Origin of the sequence: Janthinobacterium sp. BJB304, from assembly GCF_002735765.1 — a bacterium.
Lineage (GTDB): Bacteria > Pseudomonadota > Gammaproteobacteria > Burkholderiales > Burkholderiaceae_D > Janthinobacterium.
The window spans coordinates 76,733-91,241 of the sequence record NZ_PDZN01000001.1 but is presented as its reverse complement, the minus strand read 5'-3'; the positions used below and the strand labels follow the sequence as shown (position 1 = coordinate 91,241).

Here is a 14,509-nt window from a genome sequence, read left to right as displayed (position 1 = left end):
GATCAAGCCTCGCCTTTCTCGTCTTTACCTATCAGCAATTTGGTGTCGCTCAGGTACATATGGCGCGGCACTTGCAGGTTGTCCGGTGCCGGCTTGTTCTTGAACACGCGGCCTGCCATGTCGAAGGTGGAGCCGTGGCAAGGGCACAGGAAGCCGCCTTCCCAGTCATCGGGCAGCGACGGTTGCGGGCCGGGGGCAAATTTCGAGGAAGGGGAGCAGCCCAGATGGGTGCAGATGCCGACGGCGACGAGAATTTCAGGCTTGATCGAACGCGCCTCGTTCATGCAGTATTCCGGCGTGAATTCGGCGGGATTGCGCTGGGAATTGGCATCGGCGACTTTGCCGTCGGTCTTTTTCAGCGACGCGATCATTTCCGGCGTGCGCTTGAGGATCCAGACCGGCTTGCCGCGCCATTCGACGGTGCGCATTTCGCCGGGTTGCAAGGTGGTGATGTCTACTTCGACCGGCGCGCCAGCCGCTTTCGCGCGCTCCGACGGCTGGAAGGTGCTTACCAAGGCTCCCGCGGTTGCCAATCCAACTACACTGCCCGCCGCGCACGTGGCGACGAGCAAGCCGCGACGGCCTGAATCGACCTGCTTTTCGTTACTCATGCAAACCCCAATCAGTCAAAATGCGAATCTTTATTATGAGTGGCAGCCGCGAAAAACCCGTCGCCGAAGCTCTATCCCACTGATTGCCGCAACCCGCATCTTTGTACGGTAAAGTGGCAACATCCCTGCGGAACTTCGGACTATGGCGCAGCCCGTGCCAGTTTCTTGTTGATTATCCGGAAGTGAAAAAGCCACTTCTGGCAACCGCAAATTATAAGTGAAGCAAACAACGAATAAAACAAAAACGTTGCTTGTACCATAATTTATATACTTTTGCAGGAGGTGGCTAGTTCTTTCGAACTAGATGCGCTCGGCTGTGCACGAATTGGTCCTGCCGGCAACCACAAGTTGGTGGCACTGGGAATCAATAGTATGATCGGCATGTTTTTTATACATATCCGAAGGAGAAATTCATGGCAATGATGAAGGAATTTAAAGAATTTGCAATGAAAGGCAACGTCGTCGATCTGGCGGTCGGTGTCATTATCGGCGGCGCCTTCGGCAAGATTGTCGATTCCTTGGTGCAAGATGTGATCATGCCGCCCATCGGCCGCATTTTCGGCGGCCTCGATTTCGCCAATTACTATCTGCCCCTGAATGGCCAGGCGACGACCATGACCTTGGTGGAAGCGAAAAAAGCGGGCGCCGTGCTGGCCTACGGTAACTTCCTCACCATTTTGCTCAACTTCATCATTCTGGCTTTTATCATCTTCCAGATGGTGCGCCTGATGAACAAGGCCCGCCGCAGCGAACCGGTCGCGCCAGCCCCGGCACCGGCCACGCCGGAAGACATCGTGCTGCTGCGTGAAATCCGCGACTCCCTGCAGCAGAACGCACGCAACAGCAACAATCTGGCAAAATAAGTCGTTCCGGCACCGGCCGGCTGACCTGGGCAGAGAACTGTATGCGACGATTCTGGTTATTGTTTGCGCAAACCGTGACGATCGCGTTGGCGCTGTACTTTGTGTACGGCGCGCTGCGCCCGGCCAGCCGGGTACAGCAGCTGGGTTCTCCCGCCAAGCCGGTGCCCGTGGTGGAAACGGCGTCGAGCAGCCTGGCGCCCGGTTCCTACCGCGACGCGGCGGCGCGCGCCATGCCCGCCGTCGTCAACATCCTCACCCTGCAAGTGCCCAAGCGCGGCGCCCATCCGCTGGCGCGCGATCCCTTCTTTAAACGTTTCTTCGGCGACCGCGACCCGGACGGCGAGGATGACGAGGACTTGAAAAACAGCCTCGGCTCGGGCGTCATCGTCAGCCATGAAGGCTATGTGCTGACCAACAACCACGTGGTCGAAGGCGCCGACGAAATCGAAGTGGTGCTCACCGACGGCCGCAAGGCGCCTGCCAAGGTGGTGGGGCTGGACCCGGAAACGGACCTGGCAGTGATCAAGATCAACCTCGACAAGCTGCCCGTCATCGTGCTGGGCCAGTCGGAACTGGCGCGCGTGGGCGACGTGGTGCTGGCCATCGGCAACCCGTTCGGCGTGGGCCAGACGGTGACCATGGGCATCATCTCCGCCCTGGGCCGCAACAACCTGCACATCAACAGCTTTGAAAACTTCATCCAGACGGATGCGGCGATTAACTTCGGCAACTCGGGCGGCGCCCTGGTCGATACGCGCGGCAATCTGATCGGCATCAATACGGCGATTTACTCGCAAAGCGGCGGTTCCGTCGGCATCGGCTTCGCCATTCCCGTTTCGACGGCCAAGACCGTGATGGAAGCCATCATCAAGGATGGCCACGTGGTGCGCGGCTGGATCGGCGTGGAAACGCAGGACATCACGCCCGAGCTGGCGCAAAGCTTCAACCTGCAGCGATCGAGCGGCGCCATCATCGCCGGCGTGGTGCGCAACGGCCCGGCCGACAAGGCGGGCATCGTGCCCGGCGACATCCTGCTGACGGTGCAAGGCAAGCCTGTCGGCGACACGACGGAAATGCTCAACCTGATCGCCCAACTGCCGCCCGGCGAAAAAGCTAAAATGACGGTGCTGCGCAAGAATCGCGAAGCGGCACTCGACGTGATGGTGGGCAAGCGCCCCATCCCGAAAGAGCTTTCCAAATAGTTGCTGATCGGAATTTGACACATGCATGTGCGTGATTTGACCCAATTTTTACGTGAGCTGAGCGACAACAACAACCGTCCCTGGTTTGTCATGAACAAGCCCCGCTACGACATTCTGCGCGAGGAATTCCTGGCGCTGGTGACTGCACTCATTGCTGAACTCGGCAAGTTCGATCCGGCCGTGAAATACTGCAATCCGAAGAAGGCCTTGTTCCGCATCAACCGCGACGTGCGTTTCGCGCACGACAAGAGCCCGTATAAAACGCGTTTTTCGGCCGCCATCGCGCCGAACGACATGCGCCGTCCCAGCAAGGCGGGCGGGCCCACGTATTATCTGCAGATCGACGGCCAGGGCAATCTGCTGTTCGGCGCCGGCGAATACATGCCGCCACCGGGCCGCCTGAAGGCGCTGCGCGAGCACATGGTCAACGACGCGCCAGGTTTTTCCAAAGTACTGAAAAATAGGCGCTTGAAGGCCCGTTTCGGCACCATCCAGAACGAGGGCAAGCTGCAGCGCCCGCCCAAGGGCTTCGAGGCGGACGCCGAACATATCGAATTCATCAAGCTGAAAAGCTTTTTTGTCTGGACCGAAGTGCCGCTGCCCGTGAACGCACCCGAGAAACTGCTGCCGACCCTGGCGGAAGGCTTGAAGGATGCGTGGCCGCTGGTCGAGTGGATGCGCGGCGCGAAAGAGCCGGAGGAAGTCACCGAGTAATTGCTGAAGGAGCACATGATGGCACTGGAGCACGCAAGTTCAGGACAGGTGATCGAGGTGCTGCGCCGGGACGGCGACGACCTGTCGCAGTTTTCCGCCATCGCGCTGGCCAGGACGGACGAACTGGAATTGATCCGCATGTGCATGCCCAAGGGCAAGACCATGCCCGAGCATCATGTGCTCGGTGAAATCACCTTGCTGTGCCTGCAAGGGCAGGTGGCGGTGACGGCGCATGGCGGCGAGCACCTGCTGGGGCCGGGGCAGATGCTGTACCTGCTCGGCGGCCAGGCACACGCGCTGGAAGCGCGCGAAGACAGTTTATTGCTGCTCACCATACTCATGCACAAGGCGGGACGCTAGGTTTGCCCCGGCGCTTCACGCCGCCTCGGCGCGCGGGTCGCGCGACAGCAGCTGCTGCACCATCACGTGCGGCAAATCGCCATCGAACAGCACGCCGGCCACGGCATTCGTGATCGGCATGTCGACGCCCATGCGGCGCGCCAGTTCGCGCACGGCCTTGGCGCACGGCACGCCTTCGGCCACGTGACCGAGTTCGGCCACGATGGTATCGAGGGCCTTGCCTTGCGCCAGGCCCAGGCCGACCCGGCGGTTGCGCGACAGGTCGCCCGTGCAGGTGAGAATCAAGTCGCCCATGCCCGTCAAGCCCATGAACGTTTCCGCCTGACCACCCAGGGCCGTGCCCAGGCGCGTGATTTCCGCCAGCCCACGCGTGATCAGCGCGGCGCGCGCATTCAAACCCAGGCCCAGGCCGTCGGCCACGCCCGTGGCAATGGCCAGCACGTTCTTCACGGCGCCTCCCACTTCCACGCCTACCAGGTCTTCGCTCGCATACACGCGGATGGTGCCGCCATGCAAGGCCGAGACGACGGCGCCGCGCAAGGTGGCGCTGTGCGAGGCAATGGTCAGCGCGCATGGCAAGCCGCGCGCCACTTCCTGCGCGAACGAGGGACCGGACAGGGCGCCACCGGGGATATTGTCGCCCAGAACTTCCTGCACGATCTGGTGCGGCAGCAAGCCCGTGCCGCCTTCAAACCCCTTGCATAGCCACACCAGGCTGCCGATGGCCTTGTCTTTCAGCTGATGCAGCATGGGCCGCAGGCCCGCCACGGGGCAGGCGGCGATCAGGAGGTCATGTTCGCCGCCGGCATGCGCGACGGCGGCGTCGAAATCGGCGCTGATGCGCAGCTGCGGCGGCAAAGGGAAGCCCGGTAAATAACTGTTTTCACCGCTGGAGGCCATGGCGGCCATGGCCTCGCCGTTGCGGCTCCACAGCAGCACGTCGTGGCGGCCGGCCAGGGCCATGGCCACGGCCGTGCCCCAGGCGCCGGCGCCGAGGATGGTGATCTTGCGGGGCAGGGCCTTGGCGGCGGGAGATGTATCTGGAGAAACTTGCATGCAACCTCAGTGGGGCGGAAGAAACGGGTGCGGCGCCCGGGCCGGTCGCCCGGTGCGCAGGGCGGGGCTTACAGGCCCCACACTTCGCTGGTCTTGACGTAGCCGCTCTGGCCATCCTTGTGGCGCACCTTGACCCAGCCGGAGCTCGGTTGCTCGCTCATTTCCAGCAGCACGCCCTTGTCGACGAGGATGATGGCGGAGGCGGTGTCGTCGGGGCTGGCGCGCACCTTGAGGTTCGCGGCGCGCGCCACGACGTTGCGCTTGGCGGACAAGCCCTTGGCTTCCGTCCAGGCCATTTCGCCGCTGGCGTCGCGCACCTTGACCCAGTCGCCGTAGCTGAGCACGACTTCCAGCGGCATGCCGCGCGGCGCCACGTACAGCTTGCCGCCCTTGCTGGACGGCGCGTCGTACAGGATCACGGGGGTCGCGCCCACCGTTTTGAAATCGACGGCGTGGCTGGCGGCGGTCGCCAGCAACAGTACGGCGCCGGCCATCCAGCGGAACTTGCTCAAGAGCGCACTTTTCAACATGATATTTTGAACCTTAACGAAACACGGCGGCCAGGCCGCCGTGTCAGGCCAGCCCCAGAGGGCCGGCGGGGTCTTGCCTGCAGCTTAGTGCGTCGTCGCGTCGCCTGCTGGAGCAGCGGCGGCAGCGTCGGCGATGGCTTGCAGACGTTGTTGGTAGAACACTTCGAAGTTGATCTCGGCCAGGTGCACTGGCGGGAAGCCGGCACGGGTGATCACGTCGGCGATGTTGGCGCGCAGGTAAGGGTAGATGATGTTCGGGCAGCCGATTCCCAGCAGCGGATCGAGTTGATCGGCAGGAATATTGCGTGCTTCGAAGATACCGGCTTGCTTGCCTTCGACCAGGAAAGCGACTTTATCGCCGACTTTGGCGGTGACGGTGATGGTCACGGTGGCTTCGAAGATGCCGTCGGCCAGAGGTGCAGCGCCCACGTCCAGAGCTACTTCGATCGCTGGCGCTTCTTGTTCCAGGAAAATAGCTGGGGAATTTGGTTGTTCCAGCGACATGTCTTTCAGGTAGACGCGTTGGATTTGGAAGACTGGTTGCAGGTTTTCGTCAGACATGGAACGCTTTCGTTGTAAAGGACAAGAACGGCACACCGTTCAAATATGGTGCTTGCGGTATTCAAACCGCGCCGGATAGGCGCGGCCAGATCAGGTGCGAGGGCAATTGTATCAAAACAATACGACAAAAAACCAAGCAATTTCTCGAACCCGCTTTATATCAGGCTGCCGTGCCATTTAACAAGGGGTCGAGCTTGCCAGCTTGATCGAGCGCATACAAATCGTCGAATCCGCCCACGTGGGTGTCGCCCACATAGATTTGCGGCACCGTGCGGCGGCCCGTGCGTTCCATCATCTTGATGCGCTCTTCCGGGTCGAGGTCGACGCGGATCTTTTGCACGGCGACGCCCTTGGCTTCCAACAGGCGCTCGGCGCGCACGCAATACGGGCACACGGCGGTGCTATACACAATTACGGGGACGGTCATGATGATTCCTTCTAGTTAAATGCCGGCTTACTTCGCCAGCGACAGGGTTTTCAATGGCAAACCCTGCTTTTTCCATTCGTCGAGGCCGCCTTCCAGGCTTGTTGCCTCAGCGAAACCGGCTTTGCCCAGCAGGCCGACGGCGGTTGCCGAACGCGAACCTTTCTGGCAAACCACTACAATGGGGCGCGTTTTGAATTTTTCCAGCTCGCCCAGGCGTTTTGCCAGTTCCGGCAGCGGAATATTTTTTGCGTCAGGCAAGTGGCCCGTAGCGAATTCTTCCGCGCTGCGCACGTCGACGATGATGGTCTTGCCACGGTTGATCAGTTGCGTGACTTCCAGCACGGTCGCGCGCTTGCCGCGCATCGACAGCAGTGGCCAGAGGAGGGCGCCGCCGGAAATAATGACGATGGCAAACAGAAAAATGTGGTCGATAATGAATTTCACGTAGGGTCCAATGGTTTAAGTCAATCCGCGCATTATAAAATAGAAGCTGGACGAGGTCTTTTTACGTTTTGCTTTTTTGATTTGAACCCCTTGAGAAGATAGAACTATGTACAAAATCGTTTTCATGCGTCACGGCGAGTCCACCTGGAACCTCGATAACCGCTTCACCGGCTGGACCGACGTCGATCTGACGGAAAAGGGCGTCAACGAAGCCAAGGCCGCCGGCCAGATCCTCAAGCAGGAAGGTTTTACGTTCGACGTGGCCTACACTTCCGTCCTGAAGCGCGCCATCCGCACCCTGTGGCTGGCGCTCGACGAGATGGACATGATGTATTTGCCGATCAAGAACGACTGGCGCTTGAACGAGCGTCACTACGGCGCCCTGCAAGGCCTGGACAAGGGCGAGACAGCCGCCAAGTATGGCGACGAGCAAGTACTGGTGTGGCGCCGCAGCTACGACACGCCGCCGCCGCCGCTGGAAGCGAACGACGACCGCGCCTCGTACAACGATCCGCGCTATGCCGGCTTGCCGAAAGCGTCGATTCCGCTGACCGAATGCCTGAAAGACACCGTGGCGCGCGTGATGCCGGCCTGGGATGAGGAAATCGCCCCGGCCATCCGCGCCGGCAAGAAAATCATCATTTCGGCCCACGGCAACAGCCTGCGCGCGCTGATCAAGATGCTCGATGGCATCAGCGACAGCGACATCGTCGGCCTGAACATCCCGAACGGCCAGCCGCTCGTGTATGAACTGGATGCCGACCTGAAACCGATCCGTCATTACTACCTGGGCGACCCGGCAGCGATTGCGGCAGCGCAAGCTGCCGTGGCGAACCAAGGGAAGGCCAAGTAACTTGTTGTCTTTCTTCCGCGGCACAGCGATCGCCCCCTCTGCTGAACGACCCCTGCCGGCGTGGCGCGCCGGCGCCATGCTGTGCGCAGCGCTGCTCTTGTCGAGCGGTGCCGCACAGGGTGCCAAGCCCACCGAACGCAGCAAGCAGAAAGCGGCCGCGGAAGCACAACGTGCTGGATTGCAACAAAAGCTGACGGCGCTCAAGCGCGACATCAGCCGCACGGAAAGCGCCAAGGATGACGCGGCCGATACCCTGGCCGAGTCGGAAGAGGCCATTTCCAACGCCAACCGTGCCTTGCGCGACCTGGCGCAGGAACAAAGCGAGACGGGCGTGAAGCTGACGGCGCTGGGGCAGGAGCACCAGCAGCTGACGGCCACCGTCGAGAAACAAAAGACGCAGCTGTCAAAGTTGCTGCGTGAACAATATGTCGCCGGCAACGAAGACCGCATCAAGCTGCTCTTGTCGGGCGATAACCCGAACCGCATCAACCGCGACTTGCAATTGATGGCGTATGTGTCGCAGGCGCAGGCGCGCCTGCTGGAAGCCTTGCGCGCCAACTTGCTGGCCGTGGAGAAAAACCAGGCGGACGTGCAGAACGCCAAGGACGAGCTGGAAGAAATCGCGCAGGAAGAGCGCGACCAGAAGGCTTTGCTGGTGCAGGAGAAGGCGCGCCGCGCCGCCTTGCTGACGAGCTTGTCGCAGCGCCTGGTGGCGCAGCGCAAGGAAGTGGGCAATGTCGAGCGCGACGAACAGCGCATGGGCAACCTGGTCGACAAGCTGGCGAAACTGATCGAAGAGCAGGCCGCCGCCGCCGCGGCCGAAAAGAAACGCCAGCAATTGCTGGCCGAGCAGCGCGCCGCCGCGAAAGCGGCCGCCGACGCCAAGATCGCGGCGGAAAAGCGCGAACGCCTGCTGGCCGCGCGCGCCAAGGCCGCCCAGGCGCAGGCCGAACGCGAACGCATTGCGAAAGAGCAACAAAATAAATCGGGCAAGATCAAGCCGCAGACGCCGCCAGCGCCGCCCGTGAAGCTCGAACCGATCGACGACGACGAGCCGCCGCAAGTGGCCAAGGTGGCACCGAAACCCGAGCCGAAGCCGGAACCGGAGCCGGAACGCCCAAGCCTGGGCCCGGCCGCGCCGGCGGGCGCCTTTGCCAGCATGAAAGGGCAGCTGCGCGCGCCCGTGGCGGGCAAGATCGCCGCTCGCTTCGGCAGCAAGCGCGGTGACGGCCCCAGCTGGAAGGGCGTGTTCATCCGCACCGGCGAAGGCAGCGAAATCCACGCCATCGCCGGCGGCCGCGTCGTGTTTTCCGACTGGCTGCGCGGTTTCGGCAATTTGATCATCGTCGACCATGGCGGCCAGTACATGAGTATTTATGGCAATAACCAATCCCTGCTGAAACGCGTGGGCGACGCCGTCAAGGGCGGCGACGCCATTGCCAGCGCGGGCAACAGCGGCGGCAACGAGGAATCAGGGCTATACTTTGAACTGCGTCATCAGGGCCGCGCCTTCGACCCCGCCACCTGGGTGAAGTTTTAAGTTCCCACCATTGCTGCGGCAGCGAATTTGTAGATTGCGAAGAATACATGGGTATCAAAGTCAAAAGTATCGGCCTGATCGGTCTGGGCGTACTGGCCGGCATCGGCATGTCGCTGCAGTTCCCGGCCGTGGCGCAGAAAATCACGAATGCCCCGTTGCCGCTCGACGAGCTGCGCCAGCTGTCCGACGTCTTCGGCCTGATCAAGACCGATTACGTCGAGAAGGTGGAAGACAAGAAACTCTTGACGGAAGCCATTTCCGGCATGGTGTCCTCGCTGGACCCGCATTCCGTCTACCTCGATAAAAATGCCTTCAAGGAAATGCGCGAAAGCGTGCAGGGCAAGTTTGTCGGCATCGGCATCGAAGTGAGCATGGAAGACGGTTACGTGAAAGTCGTCTCGCCCATCGAAGACAGCCCCGCCGCCAAGGCCGGCATCCTGGCGGGCGATTTCATCACCCGCCTCGACAATCTGCCGCTGAAGGGCATGCAGCTGGAAGAGGTCATCAAGAAGATGCGCGGCCAGCCAGGCAGCAAGCTGGTGCTGACCATGTCGCGCAAGGGCGAAAGCAAGCCGCTGGTCTTCCCCATCGTGCGCGAGGAAATCCGCGTGCAGAGCGTGAAGGCCAAGATGGTCGCACCCGGCTATGCCTGGCTGCGCATCGCCCAGTTCCAGGAACCGACCGTCGATGACATGGTCAAAAAGATCAACGCGCTGTATGCGCAAGACCCCAAGCTCAAGGGCCTGGTGCTGGACTTGCGCAACGATCCCGGTGGCGTCGTGCCGGGGGCGATCGGCGTGGCGACGGCATTTCTTCCGGGGAATTCCGTGATCGTGTCCACCAAGGGCCAGTTGCCGGAATCGAAACAGGTGTTTTATGGCCGCCGCGAATTCTATGCGCCGCCGGGCGCCAAGGCCGACCCGCTGGCCAAGCTGCCGGCCGCCCTGAAAACCGTGCCGCTGGTGGTGCTGGTCAACGCCGGTTCCGCGTCCGCCTCGGAAATCGTCGCCGGCGCCTTGCAGGATTACCAGCGCGCTACCGTCATCGGCACGCAGACCTTCGGCAAGGGTTCCGTGCAAACCTTGCGCCAGATCACGGCCGACACGGCCGTCAAGCTGACGACGGCCCGCTACTACACGCCGAAAGGCCGGGCCATCCAGGCGCGCGGCATCGTGCCCGACTTGCTGGTCGATGAAACGGCCGAAGGCGATGGCTGGAACAGCCTGCGCGTGCGCGAGGCGGACCTGGACAAGCATCTGAGCAGCAACGATGGCAAGCCGGAAGCGGCCAAGCCGACCATGGAAGGCATGCAGGATCAATTGGAAGAAGAGCAGCGCCTGATCGCCACGGCGAAAAAGCGCAAGCCGCTCGAATACGGCGCCAAGGACGATTTCCAGCTGCTGCAAGCCTTGAACCACTTCCAGGGCTTGCCGGTGCAGCTGGCCAAGGTCGACCCGAAGGTGGAGAAGATCGGCGCCAAGCCGGAAATCGCTTCCGACATCAAGGCCGATGACAAGAAGATTCCCGTGCGCAAACCGTAGTCGCCGCCATGAACGACGCCCAATTGCTGCGCTATTCGCGCCACATCCTGTTAGACGAGATCGGCATCGAAGGCCAGCAAGCCTTGCTCGATGCGCATGTGCTGGTGATCGGCGCGGGCGGGCTCGGTTCGCCCGCGGCCATGTACCTGGCCGCCAGCGGCGTCGGCAAGCTGACCCTGGTCGATGACGATACGGTCGACCTGACCAATCTGCAGCGCCAGATCGCCCACACGACACAGCGCGTGGGCCAGCCGAAAGTGCTGTCGGCGCGCGAAACCTTGACCGGCATCAACCCCGAGATAGCCATCATCGCCTTGCAGGAGCGCCTCGACGGCGCGCGCCTGGCCGAACTGGTCTGCTCCAGCACGGTGGTGCTCGACTGTACCGACAACTTCGCCACGCGCCACGCCGTCAACCGCGCCTGCGTGGAGCACAAGGTGCCGCTGGTGTCGGGCGCCGTGATCCGTTTCGACGGGCAAGTGAGCGTGTTCGACCCGCGCGCGGGCACGCAACCCTGTTATTCCTGCCTGTTTCCGCAGGAACAGCAGTTCACGGACGAGGCGTGCTCGACCATGGGCGTGTTCGCGCCGCTGGTGGGCGTGGTGGGCGCCATGCAGGCGGCCGAGGCCTTGAAACTGATCATGGGCGTGGGCGAATCGCTGGCCGGACGCCTGCTGCTGCTCGACGGCTTGCACATGGAATGGAGCAGCATGCGCGTCGCGCGCGACCCCGGCTGCGCCGTTTGCGGCGAAGTGGTCTTGCCCGCCTGACGGCCGCCGCACAAATTTTTCCCCATATGACAGGCTTTGTCATATTTCCGCTTTATACTCTGCTCTCATTACTCACCTTCTTCTCTCTTTCATATGCAAAACGCAGCAAACCATCCGATACGCCAGCGCCGCGCGCGCGGCTTCACTTTGATCGAAATCATGGTCGTGGTGGTGATCATGGGCATCCTCGCCTCGCTGGTGGTGCCCAAGCTGATCGCCCGCACGGGCGAGTCGAAAGTGGCGGCGGCGAAAGTCGACATCGCCACCGTGATGCAAGCCTTGAAACTGTATCGTCTGGATAACCAGCGCTACCCGACCACCGAGCAGGGCTTGCAGGCGCTGATCGAAAAACCGACCACGGGACCGGCCGCGAATGGCTGGAAAGCGGGCGGCTATCTGGAAAAGATGCCGAAAGATCCATGGGGCAATCCATACCAGTACCTGTCGCCGGGCGTGAAGGGCGAAGTTGACCTGATCTCGCTGGGCGCCGACGGCCAGCCTGGCGGTAGCGGGGACGATGCCGATATCGGTTCCTGGGAACTGTAAGTTTTCCATTGCATGCCTGCCATGACCACCGGTCGCGCACTGCCCCGGCCACGCGCCAGCGGCTTCACGCTGATCGAGCTGCTGGTGGTGATGGTCATCATCGGCGTCACCCTGGGCCTGGTGTCGCTGAATGCGATGCCGAACGGCCAGCAGGCGCTGCAAAAGGAAGCCGAGCGCATCGCCCTGCTGCTGCAGCTGGCGCGCGATGAAGCCATCGTGCGCAGCCGGCAGGTGGCGTTCGAGGCGGACGAAAATCAATACCGTTTCCTGGTCCTCAATGAAAAGCTGTGGCAACCCGTGACGCAGGACGATTTGCTGCGCGAGCGCGCGTTTGCGAATACCCCCATGCTGCTCAGCGTGCAGCCGTCGAATAGCGTGGCCCAGCCGCTGCGCATCATCTTCGGCCGTGAACCGGTCGACAAGCCTTTCGTGCTGACCCTGGCCAGCGGCGAGCGCAGCGTGGCCATCCGCGCCGACGGCATCGGCCACTTCACGGTCGAGCAATGATGCGGCGCTCGTTTCGCCGCCGGCGCGGCTTCACCTTGCTGGAAGTACTGGTCGCCCTCGTCATCGTCGGCACGGCCCTGGGCGCCTCCTTGCGCGCCGTGGGCAGCCTGACGCAGAACAGCGACGGCTTGCGCAGCGCCATGATGGCCACCTGGTCGGCGGAAAACCACCTGGTGCGCTTGCGCCTGGCGAAGACGTTCCCGCAGACGGGCAAGCGCACGGTCGACTGCCCGCAGGGCGACTTAAAACTCATCTGCGAGGAAGAAGTGGTGGCCACGCCGAATCCCCGCATCCGCCAGGTGCGCGTGAACGTATATGACGTGCAATACCCGGCCCGGCGCATCGTGCGCCTGGTCTTGCTTTCCTTTAACGACTGATGGCGCGCCGCCCTGTTCCTGCTGACGGTTTCACGCTGATCGAGCTGCTCGTGGCGATCGGCATCCTGGCCATGGTCGCCGTGCTGGGCTGGCGCGGCCTGGACAGCATCATGCGTTCGCGCGAAGTGCTGACCAGCCAGCTTGAGCAGGCGCGCGGCATGCAGCTGGCGTTTGCCCAGATGCAGAGCGATTGCGACCACCTGGCCGGCGCCGGCCAGAACAACAATCTGCTGAATGGCCGCACCAACCTGACAGCCGAGACCGACCGCCTGACCCTGGTGCGCCTGGCCGCGTCGGAACAGGAGCCGCAGCAGTTGCAAGTGGTCACTTACCGCCTGCGCGGCGGCGTGCTGACGCGGCGCGAGTCGAACGGCACGCGCGACCTGGCCGTGCTCGACACCCTGTGGCAGGCGGCGCGCGACGATACCGATACCTCCAGCGCCGACGTGACCCTGATGCGCGGCGTCGACAGCATGGTCATGCGGGGCTGGAACAATGGCGCCTGGAACGTGCTGACGGCGGGCGCCACCATTTCCACGCAAGTGCCGGGCCTGGAAGTGACCTTGCAGATGCCGGGCCAGGACGCGGGCCTGTCCAAAGTCTTTTTATTGGGACCGGGATGAAGCCGTTTACTCGCCCCGTGCGCCAGCGCGGCGTGGCCGTCATCACGGCCTTGCTGCTGACGGCGCTGGCCATTACCGTCGTCGCCAGCCTGTTCTGGCAGCAGCAGGTGCAGGTGCGCTCGATGGAAAACCAGCGCCTGCGCCTGCAGACGCAGTGGGCCATGCGCGGCATGGTCGACTTTGCCCGCTTCTGGTTGCGCCAGGACAATCCCATGCTGACGGCGCTCGATGGCGTCTGGGCCACACCCATCGAGGAAGCGCGGCTCGACGATTACGTGGACCGCGAAAAGGTCGACACGGAAAAATTCGATGCCACCGTCTCGGGACGCGCGCTCGATGCGCAGGCGCGTTTCAATATCACCAACCTGGCCACCGCGACGGGCATCGTCAGCCAGCCCAACGTGCAGGCGTACCAGCGCTTGCTGGCTAACTTGCAGCTCGATAGTTCCCTGGCGCAGGCGACGGCAGATGCCGTGCTGCGCGCGCGGCCGAAACCACGCACGGCCGACAGCGGCGCCGACGGCAAGACGCCCGCCGCCAAGCCCGCCACGGGCGGCGGCAGCGAACCGGTGGCGTTCACGCAGGTCGAGGATTTGCTGGCCGTGCCCGGCTATACGCCGCAGGCCATCGAGAAGCTGCGCGACTTCGTCATCGTCCTGCCGGAGCTCACGCCCGTGAACGTGAATACGGCGCCGGCCGAGGTGCTGGCGGCCGTGACGATGATGTCCTTGTCCGAGGCCAGTGCCCTGACCTTGAGCAATCCGCGTAAAAAGTTTGTCGATAAGTTAAATTTCCAGAATAATATTAATGCTGCACTGATTGAGGGTGTCGAGCTTGACGTGAAGAGCCGCTACTTCCTTACCGTCATCCGCGTGCGGCTGGACCGTGCCGCCCTCGATGCCGTGGCGCTCGTCAATCGAAAAACGGATCCGCAACGCACCACCAGCCTGGTCTGGCTGCGGGAAAATTAACAGCTGAAAGCGA

At 62.4% G+C, this 14,509-nt stretch carries 19 protein-coding genes; 13 read left to right on the top strand and 6 right to left on the bottom strand.

Annotated features, from left to right (window positions below):
* Positions 1 to 2: 2 nt before the first annotated feature.
* Positions 3 to 611, bottom strand: a complete 609-nt coding sequence (petA, locus tag CSQ95_RS00415; RefSeq protein WP_034753009.1) for a ubiquinol-cytochrome c reductase iron-sulfur subunit — start codon at positions 609 to 611, stop codon at positions 3 to 5.
* Positions 612 to 1,024: 413 nt separating this feature from the next.
* Between petA and mscL the strand changes: the two genes are divergently transcribed.
* From mscL to CSQ95_RS00395, 4 genes are read left to right on the top strand one after another with little or no spacing between them, the layout of a single operon-like run.
* Positions 1,025 to 1,474 (top strand): large conductance mechanosensitive channel protein MscL, encoded by a 450-nt coding sequence (gene mscL / locus CSQ95_RS00410; protein ID WP_070223752.1) that lies wholly within the window; start codon positions 1,025 to 1,027, stop codon positions 1,472 to 1,474.
* A gap of 41 nt (positions 1,475 to 1,515) precedes the next feature.
* Positions 1,516 to 2,676: a Do family serine endopeptidase gene (locus CSQ95_RS00405; protein WP_099408048.1), complete on the top strand. Its 1,161-nt coding sequence runs from the start codon at positions 1,516 to 1,518 to the stop codon at positions 2,674 to 2,676.
* A 21-nt stretch (positions 2,677 to 2,697) separates the two neighbouring features.
* A complete protein-coding gene (locus tag CSQ95_RS00400; protein ID WP_099408047.1) occupies positions 2,698 to 3,390 on the top strand; it encodes a DUF2461 domain-containing protein in 693 nt (230 codons plus the stop codon).
* Between the two features lie 15 nt (positions 3,391 to 3,405).
* Positions 3,406 to 3,750 (top strand): cupin domain-containing protein, encoded by a 345-nt coding sequence (locus CSQ95_RS00395; protein ID WP_227742087.1) that lies wholly within the window; start codon positions 3,406 to 3,408, stop codon positions 3,748 to 3,750.
* 15 nt (positions 3,751 to 3,765) lie between these two features.
* On the opposite strand, the gene CSQ95_RS00390 is transcribed toward CSQ95_RS00395, so the two are convergent.
* The 5 genes from CSQ95_RS00390 to CSQ95_RS00370 form a co-directional block, all read right to left on the bottom strand.
* Entirely contained in the window at positions 3,766 to 4,806 is a 1,041-nt protein-coding gene (locus CSQ95_RS00390; protein WP_099408046.1) for an NAD(P)H-dependent glycerol-3-phosphate dehydrogenase, read from the bottom strand.
* A 68-nt stretch (positions 4,807 to 4,874) separates the two neighbouring features.
* On the bottom strand, positions 4,875 to 5,336 hold the full coding sequence (locus CSQ95_RS00385; protein WP_070223762.1) for an SH3 domain-containing protein: 462 nt from the start codon (positions 5,334 to 5,336) through the stop codon (positions 4,875 to 4,877).
* An 84-nt stretch (positions 5,337 to 5,420) separates the two neighbouring features.
* Positions 5,421 to 5,897: a protein-export chaperone SecB gene (gene secB, locus CSQ95_RS00380; RefSeq protein ID WP_086139933.1), complete on the bottom strand. Its 477-nt coding sequence runs from the start codon at positions 5,895 to 5,897 to the stop codon at positions 5,421 to 5,423.
* A gap of 160 nt (positions 5,898 to 6,057) precedes the next feature.
* Positions 6,058 to 6,324 (bottom strand): glutaredoxin 3, encoded by a 267-nt coding sequence (gene grxC, locus CSQ95_RS00375; protein WP_070220900.1) that lies wholly within the window; start codon positions 6,322 to 6,324, stop codon positions 6,058 to 6,060.
* A gap of 27 nt (positions 6,325 to 6,351) precedes the next feature.
* The gene (locus CSQ95_RS00370) at positions 6,352 to 6,768 is read right to left on the bottom strand and encodes a rhodanese-like domain-containing protein (RefSeq protein WP_046681994.1); all 417 of its coding nucleotides are present in this window, start codon (positions 6,766 to 6,768) and stop codon (positions 6,352 to 6,354) included.
* A 106-nt stretch (positions 6,769 to 6,874) separates the two neighbouring features.
* On the opposite strand from CSQ95_RS00370, the gene gpmA reads away from it, so the two are divergent.
* From gpmA to gspK, 9 genes are all read left to right on the top strand, one after another.
* Positions 6,875 to 7,621, top strand: coding sequence for a 2,3-diphosphoglycerate-dependent phosphoglycerate mutase (gene gpmA / locus CSQ95_RS00365; protein WP_070220895.1), 747 nt, complete (start codon positions 6,875 to 6,877; stop codon positions 7,619 to 7,621).
* Between the two features lie 76 nt (positions 7,622 to 7,697).
* The gene (locus tag CSQ95_RS00360) at positions 7,698 to 9,161 is read left to right on the top strand and encodes a murein hydrolase activator EnvC (RefSeq protein ID WP_099408045.1); all 1,464 of its coding nucleotides are present in this window, start codon (positions 7,698 to 7,700) and stop codon (positions 9,159 to 9,161) included.
* A gap of 47 nt (positions 9,162 to 9,208) precedes the next feature.
* Complete coding sequence (locus CSQ95_RS00355; protein WP_099408044.1) at positions 9,209 to 10,702, top strand: S41 family peptidase; 1,494 nt, start codon at positions 9,209 to 9,211, stop codon at positions 10,700 to 10,702.
* 8 nt (positions 10,703 to 10,710) lie between these two features.
* Complete coding sequence (locus tag CSQ95_RS00350; protein ID WP_099408043.1) at positions 10,711 to 11,472, top strand: molybdopterin-synthase adenylyltransferase MoeB; 762 nt, start codon at positions 10,711 to 10,713, stop codon at positions 11,470 to 11,472.
* Positions 11,473 to 11,565: 93 nt separating this feature from the next.
* Positions 11,566 to 12,018 (top strand): type II secretion system major pseudopilin GspG, encoded by a 453-nt coding sequence (gene gspG / locus CSQ95_RS00345; RefSeq protein ID WP_070220887.1) that lies wholly within the window; start codon positions 11,566 to 11,568, stop codon positions 12,016 to 12,018.
* Between the two features lie 12 nt (positions 12,019 to 12,030).
* Entirely contained in the window at positions 12,031 to 12,525 is a 495-nt protein-coding gene (locus tag CSQ95_RS00340) for a GspH/FimT family pseudopilin (protein WP_046681998.1), read from the top strand.
* Positions 12,525 to 12,902, top strand: coding sequence for a type II secretion system minor pseudopilin GspI (gspI, locus tag CSQ95_RS00335; RefSeq protein ID WP_099408259.1), 378 nt, complete (start codon positions 12,525 to 12,527; stop codon positions 12,900 to 12,902). The genes CSQ95_RS00340 and gspI overlap by 1 nt, the downstream gene beginning before the upstream one ends.
* Entirely contained in the window at positions 12,902 to 13,525 is a 624-nt protein-coding gene (locus CSQ95_RS00330) for a type II secretion system protein J (RefSeq protein ID WP_070289478.1), read from the top strand. The genes gspI and CSQ95_RS00330 overlap by 1 nt, the downstream gene beginning before the upstream one ends.
* Entirely contained in the window at positions 13,522 to 14,496 is a 975-nt protein-coding gene (gene gspK / locus CSQ95_RS00325) for a type II secretion system minor pseudopilin GspK (protein ID WP_099408042.1), read from the top strand. The genes CSQ95_RS00330 and gspK overlap by 4 nt, the downstream gene beginning before the upstream one ends.
* Positions 14,497 to 14,509: the final 13 nt, after the last annotated feature.

Excerpts from the sequence above, each read along its gene's own strand:
- CSQ95_RS00400 (WP_099408047.1), top strand. The coding sequence starts at position 2,698 with ATGCATGTGCGTGATTTGACCCAATTTTTACGTGAGCTGAGCGACAAC.
- CSQ95_RS00405 (WP_099408048.1), top strand. The coding sequence starts at position 1,516 with ATGCGACGATTCTGGTTATTGTTTGCGCAAACCGTGACGATCGCGTTG.
- gspK (WP_099408042.1), top strand. The coding sequence starts at position 13,522 with ATGAAGCCGTTTACTCGCCCCGTGCGCCAGCGCGGCGTGGCCGTCATC.
- gpmA (WP_070220895.1), top strand. The coding sequence starts at position 6,875 with ATGTACAAAATCGTTTTCATGCGTCACGGCGAGTCCACCTGGAACCTC.
- grxC (WP_070220900.1), bottom strand. The coding sequence starts at position 6,324 with ATGACCGTCCCCGTAATTGTGTATAGCACCGCCGTGTGCCCGTATTGC.
- petA (WP_034753009.1), bottom strand. The coding sequence starts at position 611 with ATGAGTAACGAAAAGCAGGTCGATTCAGGCCGTCGCGGCTTGCTCGTC.
- mscL (WP_070223752.1), top strand. The coding sequence starts at position 1,025 with ATGGCAATGATGAAGGAATTTAAAGAATTTGCAATGAAAGGCAACGTC.
- gspG (WP_070220887.1), top strand. The coding sequence starts at position 11,566 with ATGCAAAACGCAGCAAACCATCCGATACGCCAGCGCCGCGCGCGCGGC.
- CSQ95_RS00360 (WP_099408045.1), top strand. The coding sequence starts at position 7,698 with ATGCTGTGCGCAGCGCTGCTCTTGTCGAGCGGTGCCGCACAGGGTGCC.
- CSQ95_RS00330 (WP_070289478.1), top strand. The coding sequence starts at position 12,902 with ATGGCGCGCCGCCCTGTTCCTGCTGACGGTTTCACGCTGATCGAGCTG.
- CSQ95_RS00385 (WP_070223762.1), bottom strand. The coding sequence starts at position 5,336 with ATGTTGAAAAGTGCGCTCTTGAGCAAGTTCCGCTGGATGGCCGGCGCC.
- CSQ95_RS00340 (WP_046681998.1), top strand. The coding sequence starts at position 12,031 with ATGCCTGCCATGACCACCGGTCGCGCACTGCCCCGGCCACGCGCCAGC.
- CSQ95_RS00395 (WP_227742087.1), top strand. The coding sequence starts at position 3,406 with ATGATGGCACTGGAGCACGCAAGTTCAGGACAGGTGATCGAGGTGCTG.
- CSQ95_RS00350 (WP_099408043.1), top strand. The coding sequence starts at position 10,711 with ATGAACGACGCCCAATTGCTGCGCTATTCGCGCCACATCCTGTTAGAC.
- gspI (WP_099408259.1), top strand. The coding sequence starts at position 12,525 with ATGCGGCGCTCGTTTCGCCGCCGGCGCGGCTTCACCTTGCTGGAAGTA.
- secB (WP_086139933.1), bottom strand. The coding sequence starts at position 5,897 with ATGTCTGACGAAAACCTGCAACCAGTCTTCCAAATCCAACGCGTCTAC.
- CSQ95_RS00355 (WP_099408044.1), top strand. The coding sequence starts at position 9,209 with ATGGGTATCAAAGTCAAAAGTATCGGCCTGATCGGTCTGGGCGTACTG.
- CSQ95_RS00390 (WP_099408046.1), bottom strand. The coding sequence starts at position 4,806 with ATGCAAGTTTCTCCAGATACATCTCCCGCCGCCAAGGCCCTGCCCCGC.